Annotated in this window: 28 protein-coding genes; 16 read left to right on the top strand and 12 right to left on the bottom strand. The window is 68.8% G+C overall.

Annotated features, from left to right (window positions below):
* Positions 1-19: 19 nt before the first annotated feature.
* Entirely contained in the window at positions 20-628 is a 609-nt protein-coding gene (locus tag AC0Z36_RS01135) for a TetR/AcrR family transcriptional regulator (RefSeq protein WP_485460701.1), read from the bottom strand.
* Between the two features lie 214 nt (positions 629-842).
* Between AC0Z36_RS01135 and hpnH the strand changes: the two genes are divergently transcribed.
* Positions 843-1847 carry an adenosyl-hopene transferase HpnH gene (gene hpnH / locus AC0Z36_RS01140; RefSeq protein WP_485460702.1) on the top strand — a complete coding sequence of 335 codons (1005 nt, stop codon included), beginning with the start codon at positions 843-845 and terminating at the stop codon, positions 1845-1847.
* Between the two features lie 28 nt (positions 1848-1875).
* On the opposite strand, the gene AC0Z36_RS01145 is transcribed toward hpnH, so the two are convergent.
* Positions 1876-2073 (bottom strand): hypothetical protein, encoded by a 198-nt coding sequence (locus tag AC0Z36_RS01145; protein WP_485460703.1) that lies wholly within the window; start codon positions 2071-2073, stop codon positions 1876-1878.
* Between the two features lie 92 nt (positions 2074-2165).
* Between AC0Z36_RS01145 and AC0Z36_RS01150 the strand changes: the two genes are divergently transcribed.
* The 3 genes from AC0Z36_RS01150 to AC0Z36_RS01160 all read left to right on the top strand — a co-directional run bounded on the left by AC0Z36_RS01150 (position 2166) and on the right by AC0Z36_RS01160 (position 5723).
* Positions 2166-3140 (top strand): GlxA family transcriptional regulator, encoded by a 975-nt coding sequence (locus tag AC0Z36_RS01150; RefSeq protein WP_485460704.1) that lies wholly within the window; start codon positions 2166-2168, stop codon positions 3138-3140.
* A 145-nt stretch (positions 3141-3285) separates the two neighbouring features.
* Positions 3286-4176, top strand: a complete 891-nt coding sequence (locus AC0Z36_RS01155; protein WP_485460705.1) for an SDR family oxidoreductase — start codon at positions 3286-3288, stop codon at positions 4174-4176.
* A gap of 347 nt (positions 4177-4523) precedes the next feature.
* Positions 4524-5723: a magnesium and cobalt transport protein CorA gene (locus AC0Z36_RS01160; RefSeq protein WP_485460706.1), complete on the top strand. Its 1200-nt coding sequence runs from the start codon at positions 4524-4526 to the stop codon at positions 5721-5723.
* A gap of 371 nt (positions 5724-6094) precedes the next feature.
* Here AC0Z36_RS01160 and AC0Z36_RS01165 read toward each other — a convergent pair whose 3' ends face one another.
* The 4 genes from AC0Z36_RS01165 to AC0Z36_RS01180 form a co-directional block, all read right to left on the bottom strand.
* A complete protein-coding gene (locus AC0Z36_RS01165; RefSeq protein WP_485460843.1) occupies positions 6095-6529 on the bottom strand; it encodes a MarR family winged helix-turn-helix transcriptional regulator in 435 nt (144 codons plus the stop codon).
* Between the two features lie 14 nt (positions 6530-6543).
* Positions 6544-7182, bottom strand: a complete 639-nt coding sequence (locus tag AC0Z36_RS01170; RefSeq protein WP_485460707.1) for a type 1 glutamine amidotransferase family protein — start codon at positions 7180-7182, stop codon at positions 6544-6546.
* Between the two features lie 108 nt (positions 7183-7290).
* The gene (locus AC0Z36_RS01175; RefSeq protein WP_485460708.1) at positions 7291-7512 is read right to left on the bottom strand and encodes a hypothetical protein; all 222 of its coding nucleotides are present in this window, start codon (positions 7510-7512) and stop codon (positions 7291-7293) included.
* A gap of 126 nt (positions 7513-7638) precedes the next feature.
* On the bottom strand, positions 7639-8082 hold the full coding sequence (locus tag AC0Z36_RS01180; RefSeq protein WP_485460709.1) for a helix-turn-helix domain-containing protein: 444 nt from the start codon (positions 8080-8082) through the stop codon (positions 7639-7641).
* Between the two features lie 238 nt (positions 8083-8320).
* Between AC0Z36_RS01180 and AC0Z36_RS01185 the strand changes: the two genes are divergently transcribed.
* Genes AC0Z36_RS01185 through AC0Z36_RS01195 form a run of 3 tightly spaced genes read left to right on the top strand, consistent with a single transcriptional unit; the run spans position 8321 to position 9632 of the window.
* Complete coding sequence (locus AC0Z36_RS01185) at positions 8321-8785, top strand: response regulator transcription factor (protein ID WP_485460710.1); 465 nt, start codon at positions 8321-8323, stop codon at positions 8783-8785.
* Complete coding sequence (locus AC0Z36_RS01190) at positions 8782-9162, top strand: hypothetical protein (protein WP_485460711.1); 381 nt, start codon at positions 8782-8784, stop codon at positions 9160-9162. The genes AC0Z36_RS01185 and AC0Z36_RS01190 overlap by 4 nt, the downstream gene beginning before the upstream one ends.
* A gap of 44 nt (positions 9163-9206) precedes the next feature.
* Positions 9207-9632, top strand: a complete 426-nt coding sequence (locus AC0Z36_RS01195) for a hypothetical protein (protein WP_485460712.1) — start codon at positions 9207-9209, stop codon at positions 9630-9632.
* A 39-nt stretch (positions 9633-9671) separates the two neighbouring features.
* Here AC0Z36_RS01195 and AC0Z36_RS01200 read toward each other — a convergent pair whose 3' ends face one another.
* The 3 genes from AC0Z36_RS01200 to AC0Z36_RS01210 all read right to left on the bottom strand — a co-directional run bounded on the left by AC0Z36_RS01200 (position 9672) and on the right by AC0Z36_RS01210 (position 13161).
* Positions 9672-10991, bottom strand: a complete 1320-nt coding sequence (locus tag AC0Z36_RS01200) for a helix-turn-helix domain-containing protein (protein WP_485460713.1) — start codon at positions 10989-10991, stop codon at positions 9672-9674.
* Positions 10992-11565: 574 nt separating this feature from the next.
* Positions 11566-12363 carry an excalibur calcium-binding domain-containing protein gene (locus AC0Z36_RS01205; protein ID WP_485460714.1) on the bottom strand — a complete coding sequence of 266 codons (798 nt, stop codon included), beginning with the start codon at positions 12361-12363 and terminating at the stop codon, positions 11566-11568.
* Positions 12364-12945: 582 nt separating this feature from the next.
* Positions 12946-13161, bottom strand: coding sequence for a hypothetical protein (locus tag AC0Z36_RS01210; RefSeq protein WP_485460715.1), 216 nt, complete (start codon positions 13159-13161; stop codon positions 12946-12948).
* Between the two features lie 782 nt (positions 13162-13943).
* Here AC0Z36_RS01210 and AC0Z36_RS01215 point away from each other — a divergent pair.
* From AC0Z36_RS01215 to AC0Z36_RS01225, 3 genes are all read left to right on the top strand, one after another.
* Positions 13944-15326, top strand: coding sequence for a hemolysin family protein (locus AC0Z36_RS01215; protein ID WP_485460716.1), 1383 nt, complete (start codon positions 13944-13946; stop codon positions 15324-15326).
* Positions 15323-16387, top strand: a complete 1065-nt coding sequence (locus tag AC0Z36_RS01220; RefSeq protein ID WP_485460717.1) for a CNNM domain-containing protein — start codon at positions 15323-15325, stop codon at positions 16385-16387. The genes AC0Z36_RS01215 and AC0Z36_RS01220 overlap by 4 nt, the downstream gene beginning before the upstream one ends.
* A gap of 227 nt (positions 16388-16614) precedes the next feature.
* The gene (locus AC0Z36_RS01225; protein WP_485460718.1) at positions 16615-17340 is read left to right on the top strand and encodes a hypothetical protein; all 726 of its coding nucleotides are present in this window, start codon (positions 16615-16617) and stop codon (positions 17338-17340) included.
* 91 nt (positions 17341-17431) lie between these two features.
* On the opposite strand, the gene AC0Z36_RS01230 is transcribed toward AC0Z36_RS01225, so the two are convergent.
* Positions 17432-18202: an SDR family NAD(P)-dependent oxidoreductase gene (locus AC0Z36_RS01230; RefSeq protein ID WP_485460719.1), complete on the bottom strand. Its 771-nt coding sequence runs from the start codon at positions 18200-18202 to the stop codon at positions 17432-17434.
* Between the two features lie 206 nt (positions 18203-18408).
* Between AC0Z36_RS01230 and AC0Z36_RS01235 the strand changes: the two genes are divergently transcribed.
* Positions 18409-18960: a TetR/AcrR family transcriptional regulator gene (locus tag AC0Z36_RS01235; protein ID WP_485460720.1), complete on the top strand. Its 552-nt coding sequence runs from the start codon at positions 18409-18411 to the stop codon at positions 18958-18960.
* 158 nt (positions 18961-19118) lie between these two features.
* Positions 19119-20669, top strand: a complete 1551-nt coding sequence (locus AC0Z36_RS01240) for a DHA2 family efflux MFS transporter permease subunit (protein WP_485460721.1) — start codon at positions 19119-19121, stop codon at positions 20667-20669.
* On the opposite strand, the gene AC0Z36_RS01245 is transcribed toward AC0Z36_RS01240, so the two are convergent.
* Positions 20666-21586 carry a LysR family transcriptional regulator gene (locus tag AC0Z36_RS01245; protein ID WP_485460722.1) on the bottom strand — a complete coding sequence of 307 codons (921 nt, stop codon included), beginning with the start codon at positions 21584-21586 and terminating at the stop codon, positions 20666-20668. The two genes, AC0Z36_RS01240 and AC0Z36_RS01245, sit on opposite strands and share 4 nt — an antisense overlap.
* A 79-nt stretch (positions 21587-21665) precedes the next feature.
* On the opposite strand from AC0Z36_RS01245, the gene AC0Z36_RS01250 reads away from it, so the two are divergent.
* From AC0Z36_RS01250 to AC0Z36_RS01260, 3 genes are read left to right on the top strand one after another with little or no spacing between them, the layout of a single operon-like run.
* A complete protein-coding gene (locus tag AC0Z36_RS01250) occupies positions 21666-22352 on the top strand; it encodes a succinate dehydrogenase cytochrome b subunit (RefSeq protein ID WP_485460723.1) in 687 nt (228 codons plus the stop codon).
* Positions 22353-22366: 14 nt separating this feature from the next.
* Complete coding sequence (locus AC0Z36_RS01255) at positions 22367-24289, top strand: fumarate reductase/succinate dehydrogenase flavoprotein subunit (RefSeq protein WP_485460724.1); 1923 nt, start codon at positions 22367-22369, stop codon at positions 24287-24289.
* On the top strand, positions 24286-25122 hold the full coding sequence (locus AC0Z36_RS01260) for a succinate dehydrogenase/fumarate reductase iron-sulfur subunit (protein WP_485460725.1): 837 nt from the start codon (positions 24286-24288) through the stop codon (positions 25120-25122). The genes AC0Z36_RS01255 and AC0Z36_RS01260 overlap by 4 nt, the downstream gene beginning before the upstream one ends.
* 143 nt (positions 25123-25265) lie before the next feature.
* Here the strand turns inward: AC0Z36_RS01260 and AC0Z36_RS01265 are convergent, their stop codons facing one another.
* Complete coding sequence (locus AC0Z36_RS01265) at positions 25266-26111, bottom strand: metallophosphoesterase (protein WP_485460726.1); 846 nt, start codon at positions 26109-26111, stop codon at positions 25266-25268.
* Positions 26112-26271: 160 nt separating this feature from the next.
* Here AC0Z36_RS01265 and AC0Z36_RS01270 point away from each other — a divergent pair, with 160 nt between their 5' ends.
* Positions 26272-26748 carry a GNAT family N-acetyltransferase gene (locus AC0Z36_RS01270; RefSeq protein ID WP_485460727.1) on the top strand — a complete coding sequence of 159 codons (477 nt, stop codon included), beginning with the start codon at positions 26272-26274 and terminating at the stop codon, positions 26746-26748.
* Positions 26749-26782: the final 34 nt, after the last annotated feature.

The raw sequence follows: 26782 nt of genomic DNA on the forward strand, positions 1-26782 counted from the left end.
CGGCACCCGTCGACCACCCTCAGCCCTTGCGCAACCCGGCCAGCACCCGGTCCACGACCAGACCCACTTCTTCGCGGGCCGTCACCGGGTCCTGCGCGCGGGCGGTGTAGAGGCTCGCCTCGGAGATCATCGCGGTGATGACCCCGGCCAGCGGCGCGACCGGCAGATCGTCGATCTCGCCGCCCGCCATCGACTTGCGGAGCCACTCGCCGAGCAGGCCCGTACCGTGCTCGCCCACCAGTGCGTCCCACGAGCCGCTGCCGAGGACGGCAGGACCGTCTATGAGGACGATCCGCTGGAACTCCCCCGACGTGCACACGTCGAGGAACGACTGGAGCCCGTGCCGGAGTTGGTCCCAGGACTCGTCGGGGTGCTCCTGCGCGTGCTTGAGCTCGTGGTCGACGAGCGTCGCGGCGGCCTCGCCGGCGACCGCTTCCATGACCGTGCGGAAGAGCTCGGCCTTGTCGCGGAAGTGGTGGTAGAGCGCGCCGCGGGTCACCTGCGCCCTGGCCACGATCTCCTCGGTGCCGGTCGCCGCATAACCCTGCGCCGCGAACAGCGCCCGCGCGGCGGACAGCAGCGCCTCCCGCGTTCCGGCCACGTCCTGTGTTTTCCGGCCACCCGCCATGCGACTCCTTCAGCCAACCGGTTTACGGCGCGGAAACCACACAACAATCGCGGCCTCGGAACACGCTGGTCACAGCTTGGCACGCATGAGGGCCTTCGTGACATACAGGCTGTATGTTCAATTTGACAGCGCCGTTGGGCAGCAGGGGACGCCACGTGGGACATGAGGCACCGGCAGCCCCAGCGACGGGGTGACACGAGGAAGGCGCGGCGTCATGGGTCTGCCGTTCAATCTGGCCGTGAAGATCGGTACACATCTCATCAAGCAGAAGATCAAGCGCGTCGACAAGTTCGCGATGATCGTCGAGGTCGAGCCGCTCTACGCCTGCAACCTCGCGTGCGGCGGCTGCGGGAAGATCCAGCAGACGCACGAGGTGCTGAAGAAGCGCATGTCGGTCGAGCAGGCCGTGGCGGCCGTGGAGGAGTGCGGCGCGCCGATGGTCTCGCTGGCCGGCGGCGAGCCTTTGATGCACAAGCAGATCGACCAGATCGTCGACGAGCTGCTGCGGCGCAAGAAGTTCGTCATCGTCTGCACGAACGCGGTGCTGCTGCCCAAGCACCTGCACCGGTTCAAGCCGAACAAGAACTTCGCGTGGATGGTCCACATCGACGGCCTACAGGAGAAGCACGACCAGGCGGTCGACAAGGACGGCGTCTTCGTGCAGGCCGTGGCGGCCATCAAGATGGCCAAGGCCGCCGGGTTCCAGGTCTACACGAACTCCACGTTCTTCAACACGGACTCCCCTGAGAACGTCCGCGAGGTGCTCGACTACCTCAACGACGAGCTGAAGGTGGACCGGATCCAGATCTCCCCGGGTTACGCGTACGAGAAGGCGCCGGTGCAGAACCGGTTCCTGGGGGTGGAGCAGACCAGGAAGCTGTTCAAGGACGCGTTCGCCGAGGGTCGCCGCAAGCACTGGCGGCTCAATCACTCGGCACTGTTCCTGGACTTCCTGGAGGGCAAGCGCGACTTCGAGTGCACCCCGTGGGCGATCCCGTCGTACTCACTCCTGGGCTGGCAGCAGCCGTGCTACCTCATGGGCGACGGCTACGTGCAGTCGTACAAGGAACTGCTCGAGGACACCACGTGGGAGGACTACGGCCGGGGCAACGACCCGCGCTGCGACAACTGCATGGCGCACTGTGGATACGAGCCCACCGCCGTGCTGGCGACGATGGGCTCGCTCAAGGAGAGCATCCGGGCGGTCGTGTCCGGATAGCCCTGGAGGGCGGGGCGGTCCGGACAGGTCACGCGACGATCACGTAGTCGGCGGAAGCGTTGGAGCGGCGGGGTGCGGAGGAGTCCTCTGCGCCCTGCCCTTCGTCTGTCCGGGGGAAGTTCGTGGGCTGCCAGTCCCTGCCGTCCGTGCTGTCGTAGACCCGGCCGGTGGCGATGAAGAAGGCGAGGGCGGTCAGTGCTGCGAGGATGAGCGCGATTGCTGTCATGCCTTAAGGATGGCCCGGTACGGGATGACCGACGAGTGGCAGGACTGCCGGAAACCTTCAACATCCTGCCAATATGTGGCATGCTGGCAGACATGCTGAAAAACGTTGTCGTCATCGCCCAGGACGGTGTCCACCCCTTCGAACTCGGCGTGGCCTGCGAGGTGTTCGGCATCGACCGGTCCGACCAGGGCTGCCCGGTGTACGACTTCGCCGTCGTCGGTCTCAAACCCGGGCCGGTGCGCGCCAATGTCGGTTTCACGCTCAATACGGAGTACGGCCTGGAGCGCGCGGCGGAGGCGGACCTCGTCTGTATCCCGGCGTCCTGCGACCGCGGAATCCACGGCAGCAACGTCCCCGACGCGCTCAAAGAGGCCCTGCGCGCGGCCGTCGACCGCGGCGCGTGGGTCCTGAGTGTCTGCAACGGCGCGTTCACGCTCGGCGAGGCGGGCCTGCTCGACGGCCGCCGCTGCACGACCCACTGGCGCTGTTCGGACGACCTCGCCGCGACGTACCCGAAGGCGATCGTCGAGCCCGACGTCCTGTACGTGGAGGACAGGGGCGTCATCACCAGCGCCGGCACCGCGTCGGGCATCGACGCGTGCCTCTACCTCGTCCGCCGTGAGCACGGCACCAAGGTCGCCAACACCATCGCCCGCCGCATGGTCGTGCCGCCGCACCGCGAGGGCGGGCAGGCGCAGTTCATCGACCGGCCGTTCACCGTCCCGGGCGAGTGCGCGTTGCAGGAGACCATGACGTGGATGGACAAGCACCTGGACCGCGACCTCACGGTCGAGCAGATGGCGGAGCACACGATGGTGTCGCCGCGCACGTTCGCCCGGAAGTTCCAGCAGGAGACGGGCACGACCCCGTACGACTGGCTGACCGCCAGGCGGGTGCTGTTCGCGCAGGAGCTCCTGGAGGAGACCACACTGAGCGTGGACACGATCGCCGAGCGGTCCGGGTTCGGCAGCGCGGCCACGCTGCGGCACCACTTCATGAAGCGCCGCGGGACCACGCCGCAGGCTTACCGCAGGGTGTTCCGGGGGCCGATGACGACGGTGGCCTGAAAGCTCACCGCCGGAGCCGACCGCCCACGGACCCGAACCCGAACCCGGCGACGGCCACGGACTCGGACCCACCCGCGGTGCCCGTCGCCTGAGACGTTGCCGACATCACTGTCGTTCTCCCTCCGCCGTTGGTAGATATGACGGCATGACAGATGATCAGATTCGCGGACTCCCCGAGCCTCCGGCACTCGGTTCTTCGGCGCTGCCCGCCGGGACGTACGACGGGAAGACCGTCTTCATCACGGGCGGCGGTACGGGCCTGGGCAAGGCGATAGCGGGTGAGTTCGCCCGCCTGGGCGCGGACATCGTGGTGGCCAGCCGCAAGGAGGACCACCTCAAGGCCGCGGTCGAGGGGCTGACCGGCCTGGGCGGCCGGGTGCGCACGGTCACCTGCGACATCCGCGAGCCCGACCAGATCGCGGCGGCGTTCGACCAGGCGGTGGAGGCCTTCGGGCTGCCGGACGTCCTGGTCAACAACGCGGCGGCGAACTTCCCCGTCCCGGCCGAGGACATGTCGCCCAACGCCTGGCGCACGGTCGTCGACATCACACTCAACGGCACATACTTCTGCGCCCGCGAGTTCGCCCGCAGGCACCTGGCCGCCGGGACACCGGGCTCGATCATCAACATCGGCGCCTCGTACGCCTGGACCGGCGGCCCCGGCTTCGCGCACAGCGCGGCGGCCAAGGCCGGGGTCAAGAACATGGTGGAGACCCTCGCCGTGGAGTGGGGCCCGTACGGCATCCAGGTGAACGGGCTGGTCCCCGGCCTGTTCCCGCACGAGGACATGACGGCGGACATCAAAGGCAACCTGGCCTCCGTCCCGCACGACAAGGACGGCTGCCAGCCGGCACTGCGGGTGGGCCGCCCGCGCGAGCTCGGGTGGGCCGCGACGTTCCTCGCGTCCCCGTACGGCCGGTTCATCTCCGGGCACACAATGGTGGTCGACGGGGCGAACTGGCAGCGCCGGGGCCTGGTCAACCCGCCGGTGGTGTCCGTGCGGGACCAGATGGGGCGGGGTCCGTTCGAGGGCTGACCGTTCGAGGGCTGACCGTTCGAGGGCTGACTGTTCGTGTCGATCATGTACAAAAGTCCCCTCCAGAGATCGTTAAGGGGCGTTTTGTACATGACCGACGCAGCATCGAAGCGGTATCGACGCGGTATTCATCCAGGATCGGCGCCGCACTCGGAGCCTGGGCGGCCCCACTCCCCGGCAAATCGGGCTAAAGCGATAACCTGCCGGTACCGCATGATCGAGAGAGAATGCGGGGAGCGGTGTCCGGCCGGGTCCGCCAGGCCTCTGGCCGGACGGCCCCTCTCGCATGTCGGACGGCCTTCGCGGAAGGCCGCCCGAGCCGCCTCACCCCCGGGGAGCGAACGTCCATGACCGAACGGCACCGCCGTACGCTGCGGGTCCCCCGCAAGCGCCACGCCCCAGCGACGCCTGCCGAGCCTCCTTCCCCCGTGGTGCCGAAGGCCGGGATCGCCCGCGCGGGGCGCCCCATCGCGCCCGAGGAGGCGATGGACCCCGACCACGACCCGGCGCCGCCGCCCGTCGAGCACAGCCTGATCGACGCCGGACTGTACGTGGACGGGCACCGGGTGGCCTCCCCCACGACGCTGTCGCAGACGTTCCGGCAGCTGCGCGACACGCCCAGGTCGATGGCGTGGATCGGCCTGTACCGGCCCACCGACGCCCAGCTGCAGGCCGCGGCCGACGCGTTCGACCTGCACGAGCTGGCCGTGGAGGACGCGATCGTCGCGCACCAGCGGCCGAAGCTGGAACGCTACGGCGACACGCTGTTCGCGGTGCTGCGGGCCGCCCGCTACCTCGACGACCTGGAGGAAGTCGACTTCGGCGAGCTGCACGTCTTTGTCGGCCCCGACTTCGTGCTGACCGTCCGGCACTCCGAATCGCCGGACCTGACCTCCGTGCGCCGTCGTCTTGAGGACGACCCCGAGCTGCTCGCGCAGGGCCCCGAAGCGGTCCTCTACGCCATCCTCGACGCCGTGGTCGACGGCTACGCGCCCGTCGTCGCGGGTCTGCAGAACGACATCGACGAGATCGAGACCGAAGTCTTCCGCGGCGACCCGCACGTGTCGCGCCGTATTTACGAGCTGTCCCGCGAGGTCATCGACTTCCAGCGGGCGACCAGGCCGCTGGTGATGGGCATCCTGTCCTCGCTGGCCGCCGGCTTCGACAAATACAAGGTCGACGAGGAGCTCCAGCGCTACCTCCGCGACGTCGCGGACCACGCGACCACGGTGGTGGAGCGGGTGGACGGGCACCGGCAGATGCTCCAGGACATCCTCGCGGTCAACGCCACGCTGGTCACGCAGGCGCAGAACGAGGAGATGAAGCGGCTGACGGAGGCCGGGTTCACGCAGAACGAGGAGATCAAGAAAATCTCCTCGTGGGCCGCTATTCTGTTCGCGCCGACGCTGGTCGGGACGATCTACGGGATGAACTTCGACGCGATGCCGGAGTTGCACTGGCGGTACGGATACCTGCTGGCCGTGGGGATGATGGCGATGGTGTGCGGGAGTCTTTACTTCGTGTTCAAGCGGAAGAACTGGCTCTGACGGGGCGCCTTGGTGAAAGCTCCGGAGTTGTGGACGGTCGCGCGGATCGCTGAGGAGGCGGTCCTGGCCCCGGCGACGTTGCGTGGGAAGGCCAAGAAGTATCAGGAGTTCCCTACCACGTGATTCTTCCTAGCCGGGGCACAGTGCCCGGCTGAACGAACCACGTAGCAGCAAAACACAATATTTCGGACAGACCCCCGCGCGAGAAGCGACCGGGCGCGCTCGGATACAAGACTCCTCAAGAAGTCGAGGATGAGCACCTGAACGTAGAGTTGGCGGCGTAGAAAAACCCTAAATCCACTGTCCGGAAAACGCGAGGCCCCTCACGGCCCGCGGCCGGGGCGCGGCCGAGTGCCGCCCACGGGCGCGACTCAGTCCTCCAGCGTCGCTCCCATAGCCGCTTCCATCGCCGCCGACAGCCGCTCCAGGACCCGGAGCGTCTCCGCGAACACCTCCGCGCCGAGCTCGTCGGCAAGGCGCCCGGCGAGTTCCGCGTGGGCCGGCGAGATCCCCCGTACCGAATCACGGCCTATCTCCGTGGCCCGCAGAAGCTTCGCCGTCCGGTGCGCTGGGTTGGGTGTGTACTCGGCGAGGCCCTTGTCCACCAGCAGGTCCGCGATCCGCTGCACACTCTGCCGGGTGTTCCCGACCGCGCGGGCGATGGCCGGGACGGGGAGCGGTCCGGGCAGGACCGCGCCCAGGACCTGCCACCACGCGTTGGTCAGCCCGACGGTCCTGGCCAGGCGGTCGCCCGCCTCGGAGAACTGGCCGTTGAGCCGGAAGACGGCAAAGGCCGTGGTGGACATGAACTCGCCGGACTTCACGCGCCGGCCGCCATGAGTACGGGGAACGCGCTGGCGTCGGAGTGCGCGAACAGCCGGAACCAGGCGTCGAGGACCTCGGGGGTGTAGAGGTCGAGCCGGGCGAAGATCTCGCGGGCGAAGGCGACGGGTTCGGTCGGCCCGGCGGTGATCACGTTGTCGCCGGTGACCGCGTCGGCCTCGATGTAGTGGTCGCGGCCCTTGTAACCGGTGGCCGCGAGGTATTCGGCCACGGCGCCGGTGTGGTCACGCCCGTCGAGCAGCCCCGCACGGGCGAGCCCCGCGGTGGCTCCGCAGATCGCGGCGACCGGGACCCCCGCGTCGAGGAACTTCCCGGCGGCCTGTGCGAAAGGGGCCAAGTCGTCGCCGGTGTCCCACCGTTGCGCGCCGGGGAGGATCAGCAGCGCCGCGCCCTCCGGGCGCAGACCGGCCAGCGCGATGTCGGGAGTGATCCGTACGCCACCCATCGTCGTCACCGGCTCGCCCGTCAGGCCGACCGTCCGCACCTGGAACCGGCCCGGACGGTGCTGGAACTGCGGCGAGTTGAGGTGCGCGACCGTGTGCCCGACCTCCCAGTCGGCCAGGGTGTCGTAGACCGCTGTGTAGACCGTCTTCATCGTGCCCTTCGGAGTCTCCATATGCAGCATGCTGTCAAATAAGCAACATGCTGTCAATAATCAACGCAGTCCCGTACGGTCCACAGGCACGACAGGAGCCACAGGCGGACGGGTTCACAACGACAGCGGTCACGGGAAGTCCGCGAGCGGGCATCCGGTGCACGACGCGCGGCAGTCAAAACCGTCAGGCATCGTACGGATGGCCTCGACAGCGACGCGGCGCACATCTTCGTCCGTCAGGACACGGGGCGTCAGCAGGCAGAACCGGACGCCGTCCACAACACCGGACCAGCTGATGTGCAGCGGACCGAGATCCGCGATGTTCCCGTGGGGCGTGGCCTCAGCGGGCATTTGGTTCTCCTCCTGAAACGGACGAAGAACCCCCAAGTACTGTCCTGATGGTGACACAGGAGCCGTCTGGTTTCCGCTGATTGTGGATTCTTTGCCGTGACGGACCATCAGTTACTGGCCGCGTCCTCACTCGCCCGGCAGCACACCCCGGCGGCGCAGCTCTTCGACGGCGCGGCGCTGGATCTCGCGGATGTCGGCACCCGTCGCCTGCGGCAGCGCGCCGATGACGGCGTCCTGGACGGCCCGCTCGACCTCCTCGGTCACGCCGGGCGCCCACAGGGAGACGCCGGGCAGCTCCTTGACAAGCTGCGGCGCGGCGGCGGCCACCGCAGGATCCGTACCGAGCAGGGCGGCCCGGGCCGCCCCGGACTCCCAGCCGAGGACCGCTTCGACCGACGCGAGCTTGGCGTCCCGTACGTTCTCGCCCTTTTCGATCCGGGTCCAGGTGACGTTGGTGATCCCGGCCCGGCGGGCGGCCTCGTCCTTGGACAGGCCGAGCACGCTGCGGCGCGCGGCGACGCGGTCGCCGAGGCGCTGACGTGCGGTGCTGTCCGGGACAGGCGTAACCATGCGGACAGTCTCCCAGTCACCGACGGAAACAGCTAGGAAATAGAGGAAACTAGCATACAGCTCCACTAGATTCTGGTATTTGATCTCCTATTTTCTAGCATCTTCTTTTAGATTCTGCTAGACGATGGGGTGTTCCGGTACTAGCTTTGAAGTCAATCTTCGAGGTCGACGACCTCCCCGACGCCGGCTCCACCGACTTCCCGGACGCCGACCGGACCTCTCCCCGAGGAGCGTGACTGTGAACGTCACCTACAGCCCGGCACGTGAACCCCTACCGCCGCGTACGCTGCCGGGCCGCCCCGTCAGCCTCATCACGCGGCTGGCCGAAGCCATCGCCGCGGCGGCCGACCGCAACCGCATGCCGATCAGCCACCAGCACGCGTACGTCCTCGCCCAGGCCGTCTGCCGGACCATCCCCGACCTGCAGCGGATCCCCGCACAGGGCGCCACCCGCACGCCGCACGCCCCCGTGCTGACGTTCCGGGAGGTCCAGATCCTCGACGCGGCGGCACACGGCCTCCAGAACGCGGCGATCGCCGGGGAACTCCACGTCAGCACGCAGACGGTGAAGACCTACCTCGCCAGGATCTTCCGCCGCCTCCAGGCGACGGACCGGGCGCACGCGGTGGGCATCGCCCACAGTCTCGGCATCCTGCCCAGGCCGCCGGCGACCGGAGAGCCCGCCGGCGGCGAAGCCGCATGACCACAAGCGTCTTCGGCAACCGCCTGTCCTTCCACGTGCCGTACGGAAAGGACGGCCTCGACGACGGCACCCGCATCGTCGAAGCCGTCGCCACCCTCACCCCCGGCCTCTACCTCACCCGCCCGTTCCCTGGCTGCCGGTGGGACATCACGCACCGGCCGTCCTGTCTGCTCGTCGGCTGGGGTTGGGGGCAACTGGACGTCGCGCGGCAAGTCGCCTACGTACTCGGCGAGTTCCTCGACTGGACCGCAAGCGCCGAGACGATCAGGGAGCTGCCCGACGACCTCCCCAAACAGATCCGTGAGTGGATCAGAGACCACGGCGGCGGCTGCGACCCGCAGCCGGGCGACGAACCCCGACAGCAAAGGTTCTGGTGACGCGTATCAACTCACCCCATCCATCAATTCTCAGGAGAAACCCGGTGCCGGATCCGCTCGGCCGCAGGCTGTTCTGGGGGATCCTCGGTGTCGTCGTGACCCTCCCCGGACTGATCAAATGCGCACTGTTCCTCCGGCACACGGTTCTGGACTGGTGGGCCGGCCCGGCCGACAGTTGCGGCACTCCCCCGGGTACGGCTCTGCGGAACAACCCCTCAGGTCCGGACATCGCCCCCGAAGTGGAGCTTGAACTCGCCGAACGGCAGCGGGTGGTGGACCTCGGGTTCGAGAAGGCCGACGGCCATCTCGCGCTCCTGGTGCAACGCGCGGACCAGGTCGAACTGGCGGTCTCCGACCACAAATCGCGGCTGGAGACGCTGGAGCGGTCCCGGCTGCCGCTGCCTCCAGTGCTCGCGCTCATCGCGTTCACGTCGGTGATGATCGCGCTGTGGCAGGCCGTCGGACGCTGAAGCGGGGTGGTGGGGCCCGTCGTCCCCGGGCCCCACCGCTCAGTCGCGGTGGAGCGACGCCCGCACCCGTTCCGCGAAGGACTCCACGGCCGAGGACTGCGCGCCGCCCGCCAGTGCCCTGGCGGCCGCCCGCGCCTGCACCCGTACGCGATCGCTGTCGACCATGGCCAGCATGTCCATGGCCTCGCCGCCGATGTCCACTGCGGCGTCCGTCTCACCGGCCTTGGCGTACGCCTCGGCCAGCATGAACCCGTACAGCACCCGCATGCGCAGCGCGCCGTCGTGGTCGGCTTCGGCCAGGCCCTGTTCGAAGCGCGGCCGGGCGGCGTCGGCGCGGCCCAGTTCGGACAGGGCGTGCCCGGCGCCCAGGGCGAGTTCGCCGGGGGTGATCCAGTACGCCCATTCGGGCTCCTGGCCGGGGTGGGAGCGGGCCAGTTCGGCGTCCGCCTCGTCGAGTGCGCGCAGGCAGGCCCTGGTGTCGCCGACCGCCGCGTACAGCCGCGCGGTGATGTTGAGCCGGATGGCCCGGACCGCGTGCGGGGCCTGCGGCGCGCCCCGCTCGGCGGCCTGAACGAGCGTCAGGCCCTGCGCGGGGCGGCCGATCCACAGTTCCTGGAAGCCGAGGAACGTCAGGATGTGCGACCCGAGGACCCGGTCGCCGGCCTCCTCCGCGGCGGCGAGCCCGGCGAGGTAGTACGTCTGGGCCGCGCCCTGCTGCCCGTTGTCGAAGGACAGCCACCCCGCGAGCTGCCCGAGCTGTCCCAGAGCGGCGTGCAGTCGCCGCCCGGTGCGGGTGTCGTAGGCGGCGGTGTCGAGCCAGCCGCTGACCTCGTTGAACTTCGCGACGGCCGCGGACAGGGCTCCCCCGCCGCCGACCGCGTCGTCCAGCCGCCGGAGCCTGATGATCCCGCGGTCGAGCGTGTCGACGGTGCGGATGTCGATGAGTCGGGTGCGCCCGGTGAACGCCGGGGCTGCTCCGGGTTCTTCGCCGAGCCAGGTGCGGGCGTGCGCGGTGAGCGCGGCGCCGTCGAGCACAGGTGTGTTCGCCACGTCGAGTCCCCTCCAAGGGCCGTCGTTGGTATCGACGGTATCCGTGGACGCGGGTCGCGTGGAGGTCTTGAACGGGCCGTGTACGGCGGGGTCAGCGGGTTCAGTCGGCGCGGGGAAGCCCAGTTCCACGAGCGGCCTGCCGAACAGCTGCTCCAGCGCGGCCACTTGGTAGGCGCGGGGCCGCGCAGGCGTCGCGGACTCCCAGCGCCGGACCGTACGCGGGTCGGTAGACAACTGCTCCGCCAGTTCCTCCTGGCTGTAGCCCAGGTCGCGGCGTGCTGTGATCAGTGCGCTGTTGCGGTCCGCCATTGGTCTGCCACCCCCTGCCCGGGTCCTCCGACCTGACCGTAGTTGCTCGGGCAAGGACTGCGGGAGGGGCAATTTCCCGAGGTCGGAGGGGTGTCCCGACGATGCGTCCTCTCCACGTCCCTGCGGTGTCCGCTTTGAGGACGCGGGCCGATTTTTGGAGGTCCAAACCGGACATAGGATCAAGAAACCGGACATAGGATCAGCGAAATCCGTGATCCTGTGTCCTGGTTGCGCTCCCCCAGCAGGGGTGTACTTAAGTCATGGCCAGAGTCGAAGGCCGTACGGACGACGGAGCCTGACGCCCGGTCACCCGCGCGAGTCCCCTCCAACCGACCCCGGCCTGCACTCCCCGGCACTGCCGGATCCGTGGCTTCCCCCAACGCCCACGCATCACTGCCGGGAGGTGCTGCACGCACGGCGGTTCCGGTGGAAAACCTTCACGCACACCGGAACCGCCACCACTCCGTCTGTCTTTTGACCTCAAGGCCCGGCTCGCGGACCAGACCACACCCCCAAGTGCGGTCCGGGCCAGGCTTCCTGGAGAGATGAGGGCTGGTCATCCGGAGCCCTTTCCTCAATAACCCTCCCCCTTCTTGTCGCAGGCGATTCCGTCCTTGTCACGGTCGAGTGCCGGCCGGTACCCGGGCTCGCCGACCTTCATCGGAGCCGCGCCAGCCGCCTTCGCCGCAGCACAGTTCGCGTAGTACACGCTCACGGGTTCCGTCTTCTTTGCAGCCACAGGAGGCTGTTCGACCACCGTCTCCCGCGGCGGCGCTGGGGCGCTCGTCGTCGGAGGCGCCACCACCGGCGGAGCCGTCGTGGCGGTATCCGGCGCCGGCGCGGCTCCGGGGCAGGTCTCATCCATCTTCACCGTGCCGAATTCGACCTTGCCGCTCGGATCAGCAGGCCCGGCACCGGGTTCCTGACCGCAGACCTTCCAGTTCCGGTCCCACACCTGCGAACGACCCTGCCCGCTCACATCGTGACTGCCGAGATTGACGAACCCCGCTGCCTGCGCGGCGTCCTGAACCCCCTGCAGTTCCCGGCCCGCGAAGTCGGGAAGGTCTTTGGTCGCGACCATCTGAACCGGCGTCGCAGTCGCGGTGGCCGCAGCCGATTGCGAAACCGAAGGTGAGGGCGAAGCGGCCTTGTCGCTCGGAACAGCCGCCGTCGGTTCGGTCTTCTTGTCCTCGCCCTTCGCAGCGTTGCCGACCAGAGCGATGATCATCAGTGCGGCCGAAGCTGCGGCGATTACATGACGGATGCGCCCGCGCCACGAACCGAAGCGGTACAGGAGAATGATGCCCACCGGCGGAAAAAGGACCAGCAGCGCGATGATCCAACCCTGTTTGCTGTACCAGGGCGCGGCCATCTGGGGCGCAGGAGCGCCCGGGTAGTTGTACGACGTGCTGGTGACCCCCCACGGGTTTTTGTCGCGGCGATCACCATATCCAACGGGAACCAGCCGATCCAGCTGAATGCGAATACCCGTTCCGTATGCGAGCGGGAATTTCCCGCGCCACCCAACCCGGGATCGATGAAATGAACTGCCGTACACGGAAGCTCTCATGACAAAGTGTCAGATTTCAGGTCCCGACGAAGTCGGAGTCGGCTGGATTCCAATCACAGCATCGTCGGTTTGCGGCCGTACAGTGCGCTGATCCTCGCCGCCGGAAGCTGCGGAAAGGAGCAATCACGGGTACAGCATCACAAGCACTCCGTCGATGAGCTGGAAAGCCGGAGCCCCCGCAGGGACACGGGAGAGACCGTCGATAGTCCAGCCACGTGGTAGTGACGGGGCTGCCGCCTGCCGGACACCGTACCGAGCGCTTCACCCGTGGCCCCGGGCCCCGGCGCGGGCTCAACAGACCGAACGGATCGGGCGGGCCGACGCGGACTTGAAATCCGTACACCCGTCTTTAAGCCTTCGAAGCCTTTGAAACCGTTGGATCCCTTAGGACTCTGACCTCGTGAGCTTCAGCAACCGGGCCCGTTCCTCTTCGACGATCTCCTGGGCGCGGCGGACGACGGCCGGCGGGATGCCGTCGGGCATCGTCCCGGAGTCGCGGAAGCGGTGCAGGTCCTCGGGCCGGACACCGGTGATGTCGTAGGCCTTGAGGGCGGCGAGGAGTATCGCGTACTCGTCGATCCCGTCCAAAGTGCTGATCATGCTCTCCTCAGAGTTCGGGCGGGCTGCGGGACTCGTTTCCACGCGGGCGGTCCCGGCGCCCTCACCCTGTCCGACTCCACCCATAGCGTTCAGGTTCCCTGACTCTGTGTACGACTGCGGTAAAGGCCTGTTTCGTTACACACACCCCTGGCGGATCACCCTGCGCACCCGTGGCGTGCCGTAGCGCGACGGACTCCATCCTCCTTGCCCACACCGCACCCGGAGTCACCCACACGGATGAAATTCTTCTCAATCGGAGGTTTGGCGCCCCAACCGTCGCCGGCTCCGTACATCCGTACCGGCGACAGCCCGCGCCCCCCTCGGCCGCGAGGCCAGCGCCGTCCGTTTGTCGAACAACGGTCCGGACGCACTGCGTGTTTCCAGCGGCACAGGTTGTCACAAGGCCGTCTCCACGCCAAGGGCTTCAAGTGTTCGAGGCCCCGCGCGGACCCGACCCCGGACCGGTACGCCGCGCCCGAGCCCAGGCCCGAGCCCAGGCCCGACCCCGCGCCCGACCCGGGCCTTCCCCCGCTCCCGACCCGCGCCGGTCGCATAGTCGATCGGCGGAACGGCGACACACGAGGTGTGGACACTCCCGCCGCGAGACCTGTGGCGTACACCGCCTCACATGGGGAACATGCGGGGTCGGTGATACGTTCAACGCTCTGTCCGACCCCGTATTTATCCGAAGGAGTGAGTGTGTCCGCCGCAGCGACGGACCCTCCCAGTACCGGCCCCTCTCGAGCCTGTGACGTCCGCAGCGCCGTTCGAGAGGGAGCGCCGTGAACGCAGCCCTGGGAATCTTTGCCGTTATAGTCCTGACCTTCGGAACCGGCTTCTTCGTCGCGCAGGAGTTCGCGTACGTCGCCGCCGACCGATCCGACCTCCGCCGCCGTGCAGAATCCGGCGACAAGGCCGCGGGCCGGGCCGTACAGGTCACTGAACGCCTGTCGTTCATGCTGTCGGGTGCCCAACTGGGCATCACCATCACCGCTCTGCTGGTCGGCTTCATCGCCAAACCGGCACTGGCCGCGGTGATCGAGCCCCTGCTCTCCGGAGCCGGCGTGCCGGACGGTGCCGTCTCGGTCACCGCCCTGGTGCTCGGATTTGTCCTCGCCACCCTCATCCAGATGGTGCTGGGCGAGCTGGTCCCCAAGAACTGGGGCATCGCCTCCCCCGAGCAGGTGGCCGTCCTCCTGAGCCGCTCCACGCTCCTGTACCTGAAGATCGCCGGTCCGGTGATCAGGATGTTCGATTCCCTGGCGAACCGTCTTGTGCGGGCTCTGGGCATCGAGCCGATCGAGGAACTGCACGGCGGTGCCACCGCCGAGGAGCTGACCCACATCGTGGACGAGGCGGGGCGTGAGGGTGACCTCTCCCTCGAACTCTCCGACATACTGCACCGCGCCATCGCCTTCGGTGACCTCACGGTCGACCAGGTGATGGTCCCCCGCCCCGACGTGGTGTGGGTGCGCGCCGGGACGACCGTGGCCGAACTGATCGACCTGGTCGGCGAGCACGGGCACACCCACTACCCGGTGGTCGGCGAACGGGTGGACGACATCATCGGTGTGGTCGGCGTCGCCGACCTGCTGACGGTCACCCCGGAGAAGGCCCCCCTCGTACGGGTGGACTCACTGGTCCGGCAGGCCCTCCTGGTCCCCGACGCCGCCGGGATGGCGGGTCTCCTTGAGCAGATGCGGGCCGCGGACGAGGAGTTCGCGGTGGTCCTCGACGAGCACGGCGGCCTCGCCGGGATCGTCACGTACGAGGACGTCGCCGAAGAGCTGGTCGGTGAGATCACCGACGAGTCCGACACCGACGACTTCCTCGCGGACGTCTCCATGGTCGACGGCTGGTGGAAGCTCGACGCGGTGCTGCGCATCGACGAGGTCGAGCGCATCGTCGGCATCGAACTGCCCGACGGCCCCTACGACACCCTCGGCGGTCTTGTCATAGCCCGCCTGGGCCGGTTGCCGCAGGTCGGTGACCGGGTGTTCGTGCCCGACCCGGACAACCCGGCCGAAGCAGTCGGCGAAGGCGCCACCTACATCGAGATCGAGGTCCTGACCGTGGAGCGGCACGTGCCCGAGCTGGTACGCGTCAGGCCCCACGTCCAGGGCCCGCACGACGTGACGGCCGACCGTACGGAGGTGTCCGCATGACCTCCGGCAATGTCGTACTCGCCTCCGAAGCGGTGATCGGCCTCGGCCCCGCCCTGGCCCTGACCGTGCTCCTCCTGGCCGGCAACGCGTTCTTCGTGGCGTCGGAGTTCGCGCTCGTCGCCGCGCGCCGTCACCGGCTCGAACAGGCTGTGGCCGAGCGTCGGCGGGGAGCGGTGTCCGCGCTCAAGGGCGTCCGTGAGCTGTCGCTGATGCTCGCGGGTGCCCAACTCGGCATCACCATCTGTTCACTGGGCCTGGGTGTCGTGTCCGAGCCCGCGTTCGCGGCGATGCTCGATCCGTTGTTCAAGGCGGTCGGGATGCCGACGTCTGCGGGGCACGTGGTGGCGTTCGGCATCGCGCTGACCGTCATCGTGCTGCTGCACATGGTGGTCGGCGAGATGGCACCGAAGTCCTGGGCCATCGCGGGTCCCGAGCGGGCTGCGATGATCCTGGCCGGTCCGTTCCGGGCGTTCACAAAGGTCGTCCGGCCGTTGCTGGTCGCGATGAACGCGTTCAGCAACGCCATCCTGCGGCGGTTCCACATCGAGCCGAAGGACGAGCTCAGCCACCCCACGGACGCGGACGGTCTGCGGCGGCTCGTGGGCGAGTCCCGGCGTCTCGGGCTGATCGACTCGACCCGGCACGACGTGCTGACGGCGACGTTGCGGACGCACACCGAGCCGCTCGCGCGCCTTGTGGTGCCGACGGACCGGATCGACGCGGTGGCGGCGTCCGCCGGTCCCGACGAGATCGTGGCGACGTCACGCAGGCACGGCCGCAACCGGCTCCTCGTCCGCGGCGCGGACGGTGAGCTGACCGGAGTGCTGCACGTACGTGAGCTGCTCCGCATGCGGGCCCAGGGCCGCACCGACTGCACCGCCGGGGAACTGGCGGTGCCGCTGGTGACCGTGCAGGTGGACGCGTCGATCCAGTTCGCCGTCGCGGCGCTGCGGGACAAGAAAGCGTCGTTGGCGCTGGTCCACGGCGCGGACGGTGACCTCCTGGGCCTGGTGGGTCTGGACGACCTCCTGGCCAGTGTGCTGGGGGCACGCGTCGCCTGACCCGCGCACATCGAAGGAACGGGGTCCCCCGGTCGCTGAGCCGACCGGGGGACTTCGTGTTTGCGGCGGCTTTGCGGCTCCTGGTGGGGTAACCGATTCGGCGGGTGATCGTTCATCCGCTTGGACCCGTCAATGATTCGGGACAGGTGGTTGTGGGGGATAGCGCTCCTTCGTCCCCTGCCCGTACGCGGGCTCTGCGGTGTCCCCGATCGAGGAGTACGTACGACGTGACGCATCACCAGGATCTGCCCCTGACCGGCTCCACCCCGGCCGTCGCGGTGCGGCCTCGGCTGGGGGCCACCGCTACCCGGGCCGTGGTCGCGGCCGGTGCCGCCGTGGCCGCGATCGCGCTGACGGCGTTTGTGCCGTCGGCCGCGTCGGCGCACGGTCCTGAGGTTCCGGCCGCCGCGAACGCGAGCACCAGTGCGACACCGGAGGTGGTCCCGACCTACAGCGACACGACGTCGCCGGTCGGGGCTCCGCCGTGGCTGGTGCCGTCCGACACCGCCGAGCGCGCGAAGACCGTGGGCCTGGAGGTGGCGCGGATGGAAGGCATGAAGGTGCACTTCCACACCCATCTGACGATCATCGCCAACGATGTGTGGCTGAAGGTCCCGGCGGACATCGGCATCGACCCGAAGACAAAGCTGCTCGCCGACCTGCACACCCACGACGACTCGGGGGTGCTGCACGTGGAGGGTTCGACGCTGGGCCGCCACTACTACCTGAGCCAGCTGTTCACGACGTGGAACGTCCGGCTGGACGAGCAGCACGTGGGCGCGTACACCGCCGACGACAAGAACTACCTCCTGGCGTACGTCAACGGTCAGCTCCGCAAGGGGAACCCGGCGGACATCGAGTTGCTGCGGCACGACCAGATCACGCTGGTCTACGGTCCGAAGGACGCGGTGCTGTCCGGTCCGTCGAGTTTCGACTGGCCGGCTGATCTGTGATCTGAGCACCGAAGAGACGAAGGCCGTTGCGTACGGGTGAACTCGTACGCAACGGCCTTCGTCTTCTGCGGCCAGGAGAGCCGGCCTCAGTTCAGTGGACTGTCAGGCCGCCGTCCGGACTCAGGGCCTGGCCGGTGATGTAGCTGCCCGCGTCGGAGGCGAGCAGCAGGGCCGGGCCGACCATCTCGGCGGGGTCTGCCATCCGACGCATGGGTGAGGCCTGCTCCATGGATTCGATCTGGTCGGGGGTGTTGTTGCGGACCATCAGGGTGTCGACGGCGCCGGGGGCGAGTGCGTTCACCCGGATGCCGTCGGGGGCGAGGATCTTCGCCGAGCCGCGGGTGAACTGGAGCAGCGCGGCCTTGCCCATCGCGTAGAGCGCGTTGAAACCCGCCTGGCTGAACACCGCGGCGCTGATGACGTTGATGACCGAGGCGTGCTCGCTGCGCTTGAGGTGCGGCAGGGCGTACTGGGTGAGGAAGACGGGACCGCGCAGGTTGACGTCGAGGGACTTGGTGTACGCCTCGACGGTGTAGTCGCCGAGCGACTGCGCGAGGGGGTTCGCGGCGTTGTTGACCAGGATGTCGATGCCGCCGAAGTGGCTGACCGTGGTGTCGACGAGTCGTTGAAGCGCTTCAAGGTCACCCATGTGGGTGGGGACGGCCAGGGCTTCGCCGCCCTCGTCGGTGATCAGTTTGGCCGCCGCCTCGCAGGCCTCGGCCTTGCGCGATGCGATGACGACCTTCGCGCCGTGGGCGGCGAAGCCGCGGGCGACGGCCAGCCCGATGCCCCGGCTGCCGCCGGTGATGACGGCGACGCGGCCGGTGAGGTCGAACAGTGGCGAGATGGACGGAGCAGTCATGGAATCCCCTGGGCAGACCTGCGGTGACCGGTCTACCGAAGGAAGCCTTTTTCCTGGAGAAGGTCAAGCACTTCCGGACGGGACGCTGACCACAAATCGACAGTCAGGTCACGGCGGTCCGCAAGTCACTGTCGACAAAGAGGCATTACCGAGACCATCCGGCATCACTTGAGACAATACTGTCTCACCTGAGTTACAGTCGTCCCATGGCAACCGATCGCGACCATGTCCTGCAAGAGGCGGCAGCCCTCCTCATACGGCGGCCCACCTCGTCCATGGACGAGATCGCCAAGGCCGCCGGTATCAGCCGGGCGACCCTGCACCGGCTCTACCCCGGCCGCGACATCCTCGTGCGGGCGATGGCGGCCCAGGCGATGGCGCTGGTGTCCGAAGCGGTCGCCGACGCCCGGCTCGACGACGGTCCGGCGCCGGACGGCCTGCGCCGTCTGGTCGACCTGCTCATCCCCAAGGCCGACTTCATCGGCTTCCTGTACGGGGAGAGTTCCCTGTGGGAGCCGCTGGAGATCGACAACGCCTGGGACGAGGCGGACCGCAGCATCGCCGCCACCGTCCGCCGCGGCCAGGAGGAGGGCACGATGCGCGTCGACCTCTCCGGCCAGTGGATCTCCGAAGCGCTGCTCGCCCTGATCGCCGCCGCCGGGTGGGCAACCCAGGAGGGCCGCCTGGCCCGCCGGGAGTCCGCGCACTCGGTCGCCGAGCTCCTGCTCGGCGGAGCGCAGCGGCACCCGTCCTCCTGAAGGACCAGTCAAGGACTAGTCACTGAGGCTGAACTGTGCCTCATGTCGGAATTTCGCCGATCTTCCGAGACAGATTTTGACTAGTCTTGACTGATTAACTTCTTGCTTCTCACCAATGCGACCAACGTCCGTACGACATTTCTGACCCGGGACCCCTCATGAGCGCCCCTACCGCACACACCCCCGACCATAAGAACGCGACAACCGAAGCCGCGGACAAGGGCGCGAAGGGCCGCTGGCTGGCCCTGTGTGTGCTGTCCCTCGCGCTGCTCCTGGTCGCCATCGACGCCACCGTGCTCGCCCTGGCCATGCCGTTCCTGAGCCAGGACCTGAAGCCGTCAGGTCCGCAACTGCTGTGGATCGGCGACGTCTACTCGTTCGTCATCGCCGGCCTGCTGGTCACCGCCGGTTCGCTGGGCGACCGGATCGGCCGTAAGAAACTCCTGCTGTTCGGCACGGTGGCGTTCGGGCTGATGTCCTTGCTCGCCGCGTACGCGCCCAACGCCGAGACGCTGATCGTCGCCCGCGCGCTGATGGGTGTCGCCGGCGCTTCGCTGATGCCGTCGACCCTGGCGCTGATCCGGAACATCTTCCCGGACCCGAAGGAGCGCGCGTTCGCCATCGGCGTGTGGGGCGCGATGTCCACGGGTGGCGCGGCGGTCGGTCCGGTCGTCGGCGGTTTCCTGCTTGAGCACTTCTGGTGGGGTTCGGTCTTCCTGATCAACCTGCCGGTGATGGTCGTCCTGGTGTTCGTCGGCATCAAGCTGCTGCCCGAGTCGAAGAACCCCGACCCCGGCCCGTGGGACCTGCTGAGCGCCGCACTGTCGCTGGTCGGCATGGTCGGCCTGGTGTACGGCGTCAAGGAGGCGGCCACGCACGGCGCGCGCCCGGACGCGGTCATCGTCGGTCTGCTCGGTGCCGGTGCGCTGTACTGGTTCGTGCGACGGCAGTTCACCCTGCCGGCGCCGCTGCTCGACATGCGGCTGTTCAAGAACAGCGCCTTTTCCGGGGCCGTGCTCGCGGACCTGCTGACCATCCTGGGCCTGTCCGGGCTGGTGTTCTTCCTGTCGCAGTTCCTGCAGCTCGTGCAGGGCCGCAGTCCCCTGGAGGCCGGTCTGGCCGAACTGCCCGCGGCCGTCGGCGCTGTCGTGTCCGGCCTGCTCGCGGGTGTCGCCGCGCGGCGTCTGTCGCCACGGGTCGTGGTGGCCGGCGGTCTGGCCGCGATCGGTGTCGCGCTCGCGCTGCTGACGCTGTTGAAGATCGACTCGCCGTACCTGCTGATCGGCACGTCGGTCATGCTCGTCGGCGTCGGCGCGGGCTTCTCGTTCACCGTCACGGCCGACCTGATCATGGGCAACGCGCCGAAGGAACACGCCGGTGCGGCCTCGGCCGTGTCCGAGACCGCGTACGAGCTCGGCGCCGCGCTGGGTATCGCCCTGCTCGGCTCGGTGGTGACCGGTGTGTACCGGTCGAACCTGGCCGAGGGCACACCGCACGCCGCCCGGGAGTCCCTGGGAGCGGCGCAGGACTCGGTGGCCGGGCTCCAGCCGGACGTCGCGGCGAATGTGCTGCACATGGCGCACCAGTCGTTCCTCGACGGTCTGCGGATCGCCTCGGGTGCCGGTGCGGTGGTGCTGCTCGCCGCCGCGGTCGCAGCTTGGTACATGTTGAAGGGTGCCAAACAGGGCGGCGGACACGGCGACCACTAACCCCCGGCCGGAATGACCCGCGCCACCCCCGGCGGCAGAACATCAGCATCCCCCAGCAGCCCGCGCAGCGCCTCGGCGAACGCGCGGGCTGCGTGCGTGGGGGCCGTGTCGGTGCGGTGGGCGAGCGCGATCGTGCGGGACATGCGCGGCACCAGCGCCGTGCCGTGCAGCCCGGGGCGCCCGGCCAGGACCATGCTGGGCACGACCGCCGGGCCCAGGCCCGTCTCGACGAACCGCAGCACCGCGTCCATCTCGCCGCCCTCGACGGAGAACTCCGGCTCGAACCCGGCGTCGCGGCACGCGCGGATCGTGGTCTCGCGCAGGTCGTAGCCCTCCCGGAACATGACGAGCCGTCGCCCGCGCAGGTCTGAAATCCGTACCGGATCATCGGTTGACGGCTTGTCGGTCGCCAGGACGAGGTCCTCGGTCAGCAGAGGTTCGCACGTCAGTGCTTCGTCGGTGCCCTGCGGCGGCAGGACGATCAGCGCCAGGTCGAGGTCGCCGCGCAGGAGCCGCCGGACGAGGTCGCGGGACCCGTTCTCGTCGACGATCAACTTGATGCCCGGATAGGTGGCGTGGAAGCCGTACAGCACCTCGGCCAGGAGGCTGGCCGACAGTGAGGGCGTGGCCCCGATCCGGACCCGTCCGGCGCGCAGCCCCACCAGCTCGGCGACTTCGAGCTTCGCCGTGTCGACGTCGGCGAGGATGCGGCGGGCGACCGGGAGCAGCCGCTCCCCCGCCGGGGTCAGGGTGATGTTGCCGCGGACGCGGGTGAACAGCTCCGCGCCGAGTTCGTGTTCGAGGACCTTGATCTGCTTGCTCAGCGACGGCTGTGCGACGTGGGCGGCCTCGGCGGCCCGGGTGAAGTGGCGGCTTTCGGCAACAGCCACAAAGTAGACAAGTTGATGAATTCGCACAGTCGATAGCTTACAGCTATCAACCTGAGCGTTTTTGCATCTTGGACAGCATGACGGCCCCGAACCTACGGTCGGTCACGTGGCAATCCTGACTTCCAGCCAGGGGCTGTACCGGTCCACCGTCGTGCAGAAAGCAGTCATGGCGGTCACCGGTCTCGGGCTCCTGCTGTACCTGACCGCCCACATGGTGGGCAACCTCAAGGTCTTCCTCGGGGAGACCGCATTCGACCACTACGCGCACTGGCTGCGCACCATCGGCGAGCCGGTCGTCCCCCACACGGGGACACTGTGGATCCTCCGGGCCGGGCTGACGGTGTGCGTGGTCCTGCACATCACGATGGCCGTACGGCTGGCCAGGCGGGCGGGCCGCGCCAAGCCGGTGAAATACGAGCACCGGCCCAGGGTCCAGGGCTCGTACGCGGCCCGGACGATGCGCTGGGGCGGCGTGATCATCGCGCTGTTCATCGTCTACCACATCCTCGACCTGACGCTCGGGGTGGCGAACCCGGTGGGCGCGGACGGGAAACCGTACACGAACGTCACGGCCGACTTCAGCCACTGGTACATCACCGCCGTCTACACGCTCGCGGTCATCGCCCTCGGCCTCCACCTGCGGCACGGGGTGTGGAGCGCCACCCGCACGCTCGGCCGGCACCGCCCCGGTGGCGAGCCGGTGGTGGGCTACATCGCCACCGCGTACGCCCTGGTCATGACGGTCGGGTTCCTGTCCGTGCCGTACGCCGTCCTCTTCGGCATCGTGGATTGAGTGGAGTGAGTGCAATGGAATTCACCATCGGCGGCCCGGTCGCCGACCGGGCCGCACCCGACGTGCCGCTGGCTGGGCGCTGGGAGCAGCGCAGGCTGACCGCGCGTCTCATCAACCCCGCCAACCGGCGCAGGCTGCCGGTGATCGTCGTCGGCACGGGGCTCGCCGGGGCCTCCGCCGCCGCGACGCTGGCCGAACTGGGGCATCCCGTACAGGCGTTCTGCTACCAGGACTCCCCGCGCCGGGCGCACAGCATCGCCGCGCAGGGCGGGATCAACGCGGCGAAGAACTACCGGGGTGACGGCGACAGTGTCGCCCGGCTGTTCAAGGACACGGTCAAGGGCGGCGACTTCCGGGCCCGTGAGTCGAACGTCTACCGGCTGGCCGAGGTGAGCACGCAGATCATCGACCAGTGTGTGGCGCAGGGTGTGCCGTTCGCCCGGGACTACGGCGGGCTGCTGGACACCCGTTCGTTCGGCGGCGCGCAGGTGTCCCGGACCTTCTACGCCCGGGGGCAGACGGGGCAGCAGCTGTTGCTCGGCGCGTACCAGGCGATGTCGCGGCAGGTCGCGGCCGGCAACGTCACCGTCCACACCCGTACGGAGATGCTGGACCTGGTGGTGTCCGACGGTCGGGCCCGCGGTGTGGTCGTCCGCGACCTGGTGACCGGCGAGGTGACCACCCATCTCGCGGAGGCCGTGGTGCTGGCCACCGGCGGGTACGGCAACGCGTACTTCCTGTCGACGAACGCGATGGGCTGCAACGCCTCGGCGGTGTGGCGGGCGCACAAGCGCGGCGCGTACTTCGCCAATCCGTGCTTCACGCAGATTCATCCGACCTGCATCCCGGTCAGCGGGGAACACCAGTCGAAGCTGACGCTGATGAGCGAGTCGCTGCGCAATGACGGGCGGGTGTGGGTTCCGCGTCTCGCGGGGGACCCGCGCACCCCTGACCTGATCCCTGACACCGAACGGGACTACTTCCTCGAACGGATGTATCCCACATTCGGGAACCTTGTGCCGCGCGACATCGCGTCGCGCGCCGCCAAACGGGTGTGCGACGACGGGTTCGGCGTCGGTCCCGGCGGCCTCGGGGTCTACCTCGACTTCGCGGACGCGATGGAGCGGCTGGGACGGGAAGCCGTCGGGGCGAAGTACGGGAACCTGTTCGAGATGTACGAGCGGATCACCGGCGAGGACCCGTACAGCGCACCCATGCGGATCTACCCGGCCGTCCACTACACGATGGGCGGGCTCTGGGTCGACTACGACCTCCAGTCGACCGTTCCGGGCCTGTTCGTGATCGGCGAGGCGAACTTCTCCGACCACGGCGCGAACCGGCTCGGTGCGAGCGCGCTGATGCAGGGCCTCGCGGACGGCTACTTCGTCCTGCCGACGACGTTGACGCACTACCTGGCCGACGGCCCGTTCGCGGCTGTTCCCGATGCCGACGTCGCGACGACCGAAGACGGCGTACGGGAGCGCGTCTCGCGGCTCCTCTGCGTCAACGGCGACCGCTCCGTCGACTCCTTCCACCGCGAGCTGGGCCTGCTGATGTGGGAGTACTGCGGCATGGAGCGCGACGAGGCCGGGTTGCGCAAGGCACTTGAACGAATCCCTCTGCTGCGTGCGGAGTTCTGGCAACGGGTGCGGGTGCCCGGTGAGGGTGAGGGCCTGAACCAGTCCCTTGAAAAGGCGGGCCGGGTCGCCGACTTCCTCGAACTGGCCGAACTGATGTGCCTGGACGCTTTGCACCGCACCGAGTCCTGCGGCGGCCACTTCCGCGCCGAGAGCCACGGGGACGACGGGGAGGCGCAGCGGGACGACGACGCGTTCGCGTACGTGGCGGCGTGGGAGTCCGGGGCTGACGGTCCGGTGCTGCACCGCGAGGAACTGCTGTTCGAGAACATCGAGTTGAGCAAGAGGAACTACGCATGAACCTGACCCTGCGGATCTGGCGTCAGTCCGGCCCCTCCTCGAAGGGGGAGATGACGCCGTACAAGATCCCTGACGCCTCGCCCGACATGTCGTTCCTCGAACTGCTCGACGTGCTCAACGAGGAACTGACCGTCCGGGGTGAGGAGCCCGTCGCGTTCGACCACGACTGCCGGGAGGGCATCTGCGGCGCGTGCAGTCTGGTCATCGACGGCACACCGCACGGGCCGCAGAAGGCCACGACCGCCTGCCAGTTGCACCTGCGGCACTTCAGGGACGGCCAGACGGTCGACGTGGAGCCGTGGCGCGCGGCGGCGTTCCCGGTGGTCAGGGACCTGATCGTGGACCGGTCCGCGCTGGACCGGATCGTGGCGGCCGGCGGTTACATCACCGCGCCGACCGGCTCCGCGCCGGAAGCGCACGCGGTCCCGGTGCCGAAGGCCGACGCCGACGAGGCGTTCGAGGCGGCGGCGTGCATCGGCTGCGGGGCGTGTGTGGCCGTGTGCCCGAACGGTTCGGCGATGCTGTTCACCGCTGCGAAGACCGTGCACCTGGGCCTGTCCCCGCAGGGCCGGGTCGAGCAGGACTCCCGGGTCCTGTCGATGGTGGCCGCGCACGACGACGCCGGGTTCGGCGGCTGCACCAACACCGGCGAGTGCCACAGTGTGTGCCCCAAGGGAGTGCCGCTGGGCGCGATCGGGCGGCTCAACGGGGACCTGCTGGGGGCGCTGCGGCGGGGCCGGGGCGCACCACGACAAGGCGGTGGCGGCCGGAGCGGAGATCGTCCGGCAGCTGAAGACCGAGGAGTACGGCGGGACGAGCTACACCGCGCGTGACCCGGAGGGCAACTTCTGGACGTTCGGGTCGTACCGGCCGCAGATCTGATGCTCCCGCTGCGGCGGGTCGTCGTGGCCCGCCGCAGCGTGGAGTTGACCCGGGCGGAACTGACCCGGGCGGAACAGGGTCGGGTAAAGCGGTCTCAGCCCGCCTCGTGCTTGGTCAGGTAGGCGTCGACCTTCTCCCGCTTGAAGCGGTAGACCTGCTCGTTGGCCTCGACCGGCACGAAGGTCGCCGTCGCGCTGTCCTCGTAGACGTCCACGCGTGTGTACCCGATGCCGGTGACGCCCTGGTAGTACCCGGCCGGTGGGAGCACGTCCGCGCGGTAGGCGACGGCGGGGGCCGCCCAGACGGGCACTCCGGCCAGTGCGCCGCAGGTGGCGTGGTGGTTGTGGCCGCTGAGGATGATGCGCACGTCGGTCCCGGCGATGACCTTGCCGAGGCGCTCGGGGGCGACGAGCGAGAGCTTCTCGAGGAAGGCCAGCGGAGTGGGGATCGGCGGGTGGTGGAAGCCGAGCACGGTGCCGCCGGGCGCGGGGGTCGCGAGTTCGGCGCGCAGCCACTCCAGCTGGCCGGTGGCCAGTTCGCCGCTGTGGCTGCCAGGGACCGTGCTGTCCATCATGACCACCCGCAGGTCGCCGACCCGGGTGACGCTGTCGATCACCGCGTCGGAGGGTTCCGTGCCGAGCAGGCCTTCGCGGAAGGCCGCGCGGTCGTCGTGGTTGCCGATGCCGTAGACGACGGGCGCGCCGATGCGGGCCGCGGCGGGTTCCACGAGGTCCCGCAGTCTCTTGTAGGCGTGGATGTCCCCGGTGTCGGCGAGATCCCCGGTGAACATCAGCGCGACGGGGCCCAGGTCGGCGGCTTCCAGGTGGTCGAGCGCCTGGCGCATCTGGTCGAGGGTGTCCAGCGTGCCTTGGAGCAGTTCGCCCTCCGCGACGATGTGGACGTCGCTGAACTGGACGAGGGTGTGGCGGGGTGCGCGCATGCTGTTCCTCCCGAGCGGGTGGCCCGTACCGGGCCGGGACCAGTCCATCGTTGCCCGCCGGTGAGATCAAGGGTTTCACCGAACCGTTCCGTACGGGACCGTACGTACGATCGCGGTCCTGATCTCCGGCGATGCCGAAGCACCGGCTACCGTTTGGCGCATGGACCTGCGAATACTCGGTTACGACCACCCTGACGTGCGCGCTCTTGTCGCGGAGGTGCAACAGGAGTACGTCGTCAGGTACGGCGACCCGGATGTCTCGCCGACCGACCCGGCGGACTTCACCCCACCCACAGGGCTGTTCGTCGTGGCCTACCTCGACGGTGAGCCGGTGGCCACGGGCGGCTGGCGGACGCGGGAGGCGGTGCCGGGGGACGATGCCGTGCGTGACGGTGACGCCGAATTGAAACGTATGTACGTTCGAGTTGAGTCGCGTGGCCTGGGCCTGGCCCGGAAGGTCCTCGCGTACCTCGAACAGGCCGCCGCCGAAGCCGGGCGCAAGCGCCTGATCCTGGAGACCGGCGATCAGCAGCCCGAGGCGATCGCTCTCTACCTCTCCTGCGGGTACACGCAGATCCCGGGCTTCGGCCACTACCGGAACGAGCCGGGGAGCGTCTGCTTCGCGAAGGAGCTTTAGGAGAGCGCGGGCGGTCGACAGCACCGCGAGCGCG

This window comes from Kitasatospora sp. UYEF31 (assembly GCF_057291755.1).

Bases quoted from the DNA above. Each gene is read 5' to 3' on its own strand.
- AC0Z36_RS01205 (WP_485460714.1), bottom strand. From the start codon at position 12,363: ATGGCCGCGCCCTGGTACAGCAAACAGGGTTGGATCATCGCGCTGCTG.
- AC0Z36_RS01145 (WP_485460703.1), bottom strand. From the start codon at position 2,073: ATGACAGCAATCGCGCTCATCCTCGCAGCACTGACCGCCCTCGCCTTC.
- AC0Z36_RS01220 (WP_485460717.1), top strand. From the start codon at position 15,323: ATGACCTCCGGCAATGTCGTACTCGCCTCCGAAGCGGTGATCGGCCTC.
- AC0Z36_RS01240 (WP_485460721.1), top strand. From the start codon at position 19,119: ATGAGCGCCCCTACCGCACACACCCCCGACCATAAGAACGCGACAACC.
- AC0Z36_RS01200 (WP_485460713.1), bottom strand. From the start codon at position 10,991: ATGGCGGACCGCAACAGCGCACTGATCACAGCACGCCGCGACCTGGGC.
- AC0Z36_RS01135 (WP_485460701.1), bottom strand. From the start codon at position 628: ATGGCGGGTGGCCGGAAAACACAGGACGTGGCCGGAACGCGGGAGGCG.
- AC0Z36_RS01265 (WP_485460726.1), bottom strand. From the start codon at position 26,111: ATGCGCGCACCCCGCCACACCCTCGTCCAGTTCAGCGACGTCCACATC.
- AC0Z36_RS01180 (WP_485460709.1), bottom strand. From the start codon at position 8,082: ATGGTTACGCCTGTCCCGGACAGCACCGCACGTCAGCGCCTCGGCGAC.
- AC0Z36_RS01235 (WP_485460720.1), top strand. From the start codon at position 18,409: ATGGCAACCGATCGCGACCATGTCCTGCAAGAGGCGGCAGCCCTCCTC.
- AC0Z36_RS01270 (WP_485460727.1), top strand. From the start codon at position 26,272: ATGGACCTGCGAATACTCGGTTACGACCACCCTGACGTGCGCGCTCTT.
- AC0Z36_RS01260 (WP_485460725.1), top strand. From the start codon at position 24,286: ATGAACCTGACCCTGCGGATCTGGCGTCAGTCCGGCCCCTCCTCGAAG.
- AC0Z36_RS01175 (WP_485460708.1), bottom strand. From the start codon at position 7,512: ATGCCCGCTGAGGCCACGCCCCACGGGAACATCGCGGATCTCGGTCCG.
- AC0Z36_RS01160 (WP_485460706.1), top strand. From the start codon at position 4,524: ATGACCGAACGGCACCGCCGTACGCTGCGGGTCCCCCGCAAGCGCCAC.
- hpnH (WP_485460702.1), top strand. From the start codon at position 843: ATGGGTCTGCCGTTCAATCTGGCCGTGAAGATCGGTACACATCTCATC.
- AC0Z36_RS01210 (WP_485460715.1), bottom strand. From the start codon at position 13,161: ATGATCAGCACTTTGGACGGGATCGACGAGTACGCGATACTCCTCGCC.
- AC0Z36_RS01170 (WP_485460707.1), bottom strand. From the start codon at position 7,182: ATGGAGACTCCGAAGGGCACGATGAAGACGGTCTACACAGCGGTCTAC.
- AC0Z36_RS01255 (WP_485460724.1), top strand. From the start codon at position 22,367: ATGGAATTCACCATCGGCGGCCCGGTCGCCGACCGGGCCGCACCCGAC.
- AC0Z36_RS01150 (WP_485460704.1), top strand. From the start codon at position 2,166: ATGCTGAAAAACGTTGTCGTCATCGCCCAGGACGGTGTCCACCCCTTC.
- AC0Z36_RS01230 (WP_485460719.1), bottom strand. From the start codon at position 18,202: ATGACTGCTCCGTCCATCTCGCCACTGTTCGACCTCACCGGCCGCGTC.
- AC0Z36_RS01155 (WP_485460705.1), top strand. From the start codon at position 3,286: ATGACAGATGATCAGATTCGCGGACTCCCCGAGCCTCCGGCACTCGGT.
- AC0Z36_RS01190 (WP_485460711.1), top strand. From the start codon at position 8,782: ATGACCACAAGCGTCTTCGGCAACCGCCTGTCCTTCCACGTGCCGTAC.
- AC0Z36_RS01165 (WP_485460843.1), bottom strand. From the start codon at position 6,529: ATGTCCACCACGGCCTTTGCCGTCTTCCGGCTCAACGGCCAGTTCTCC.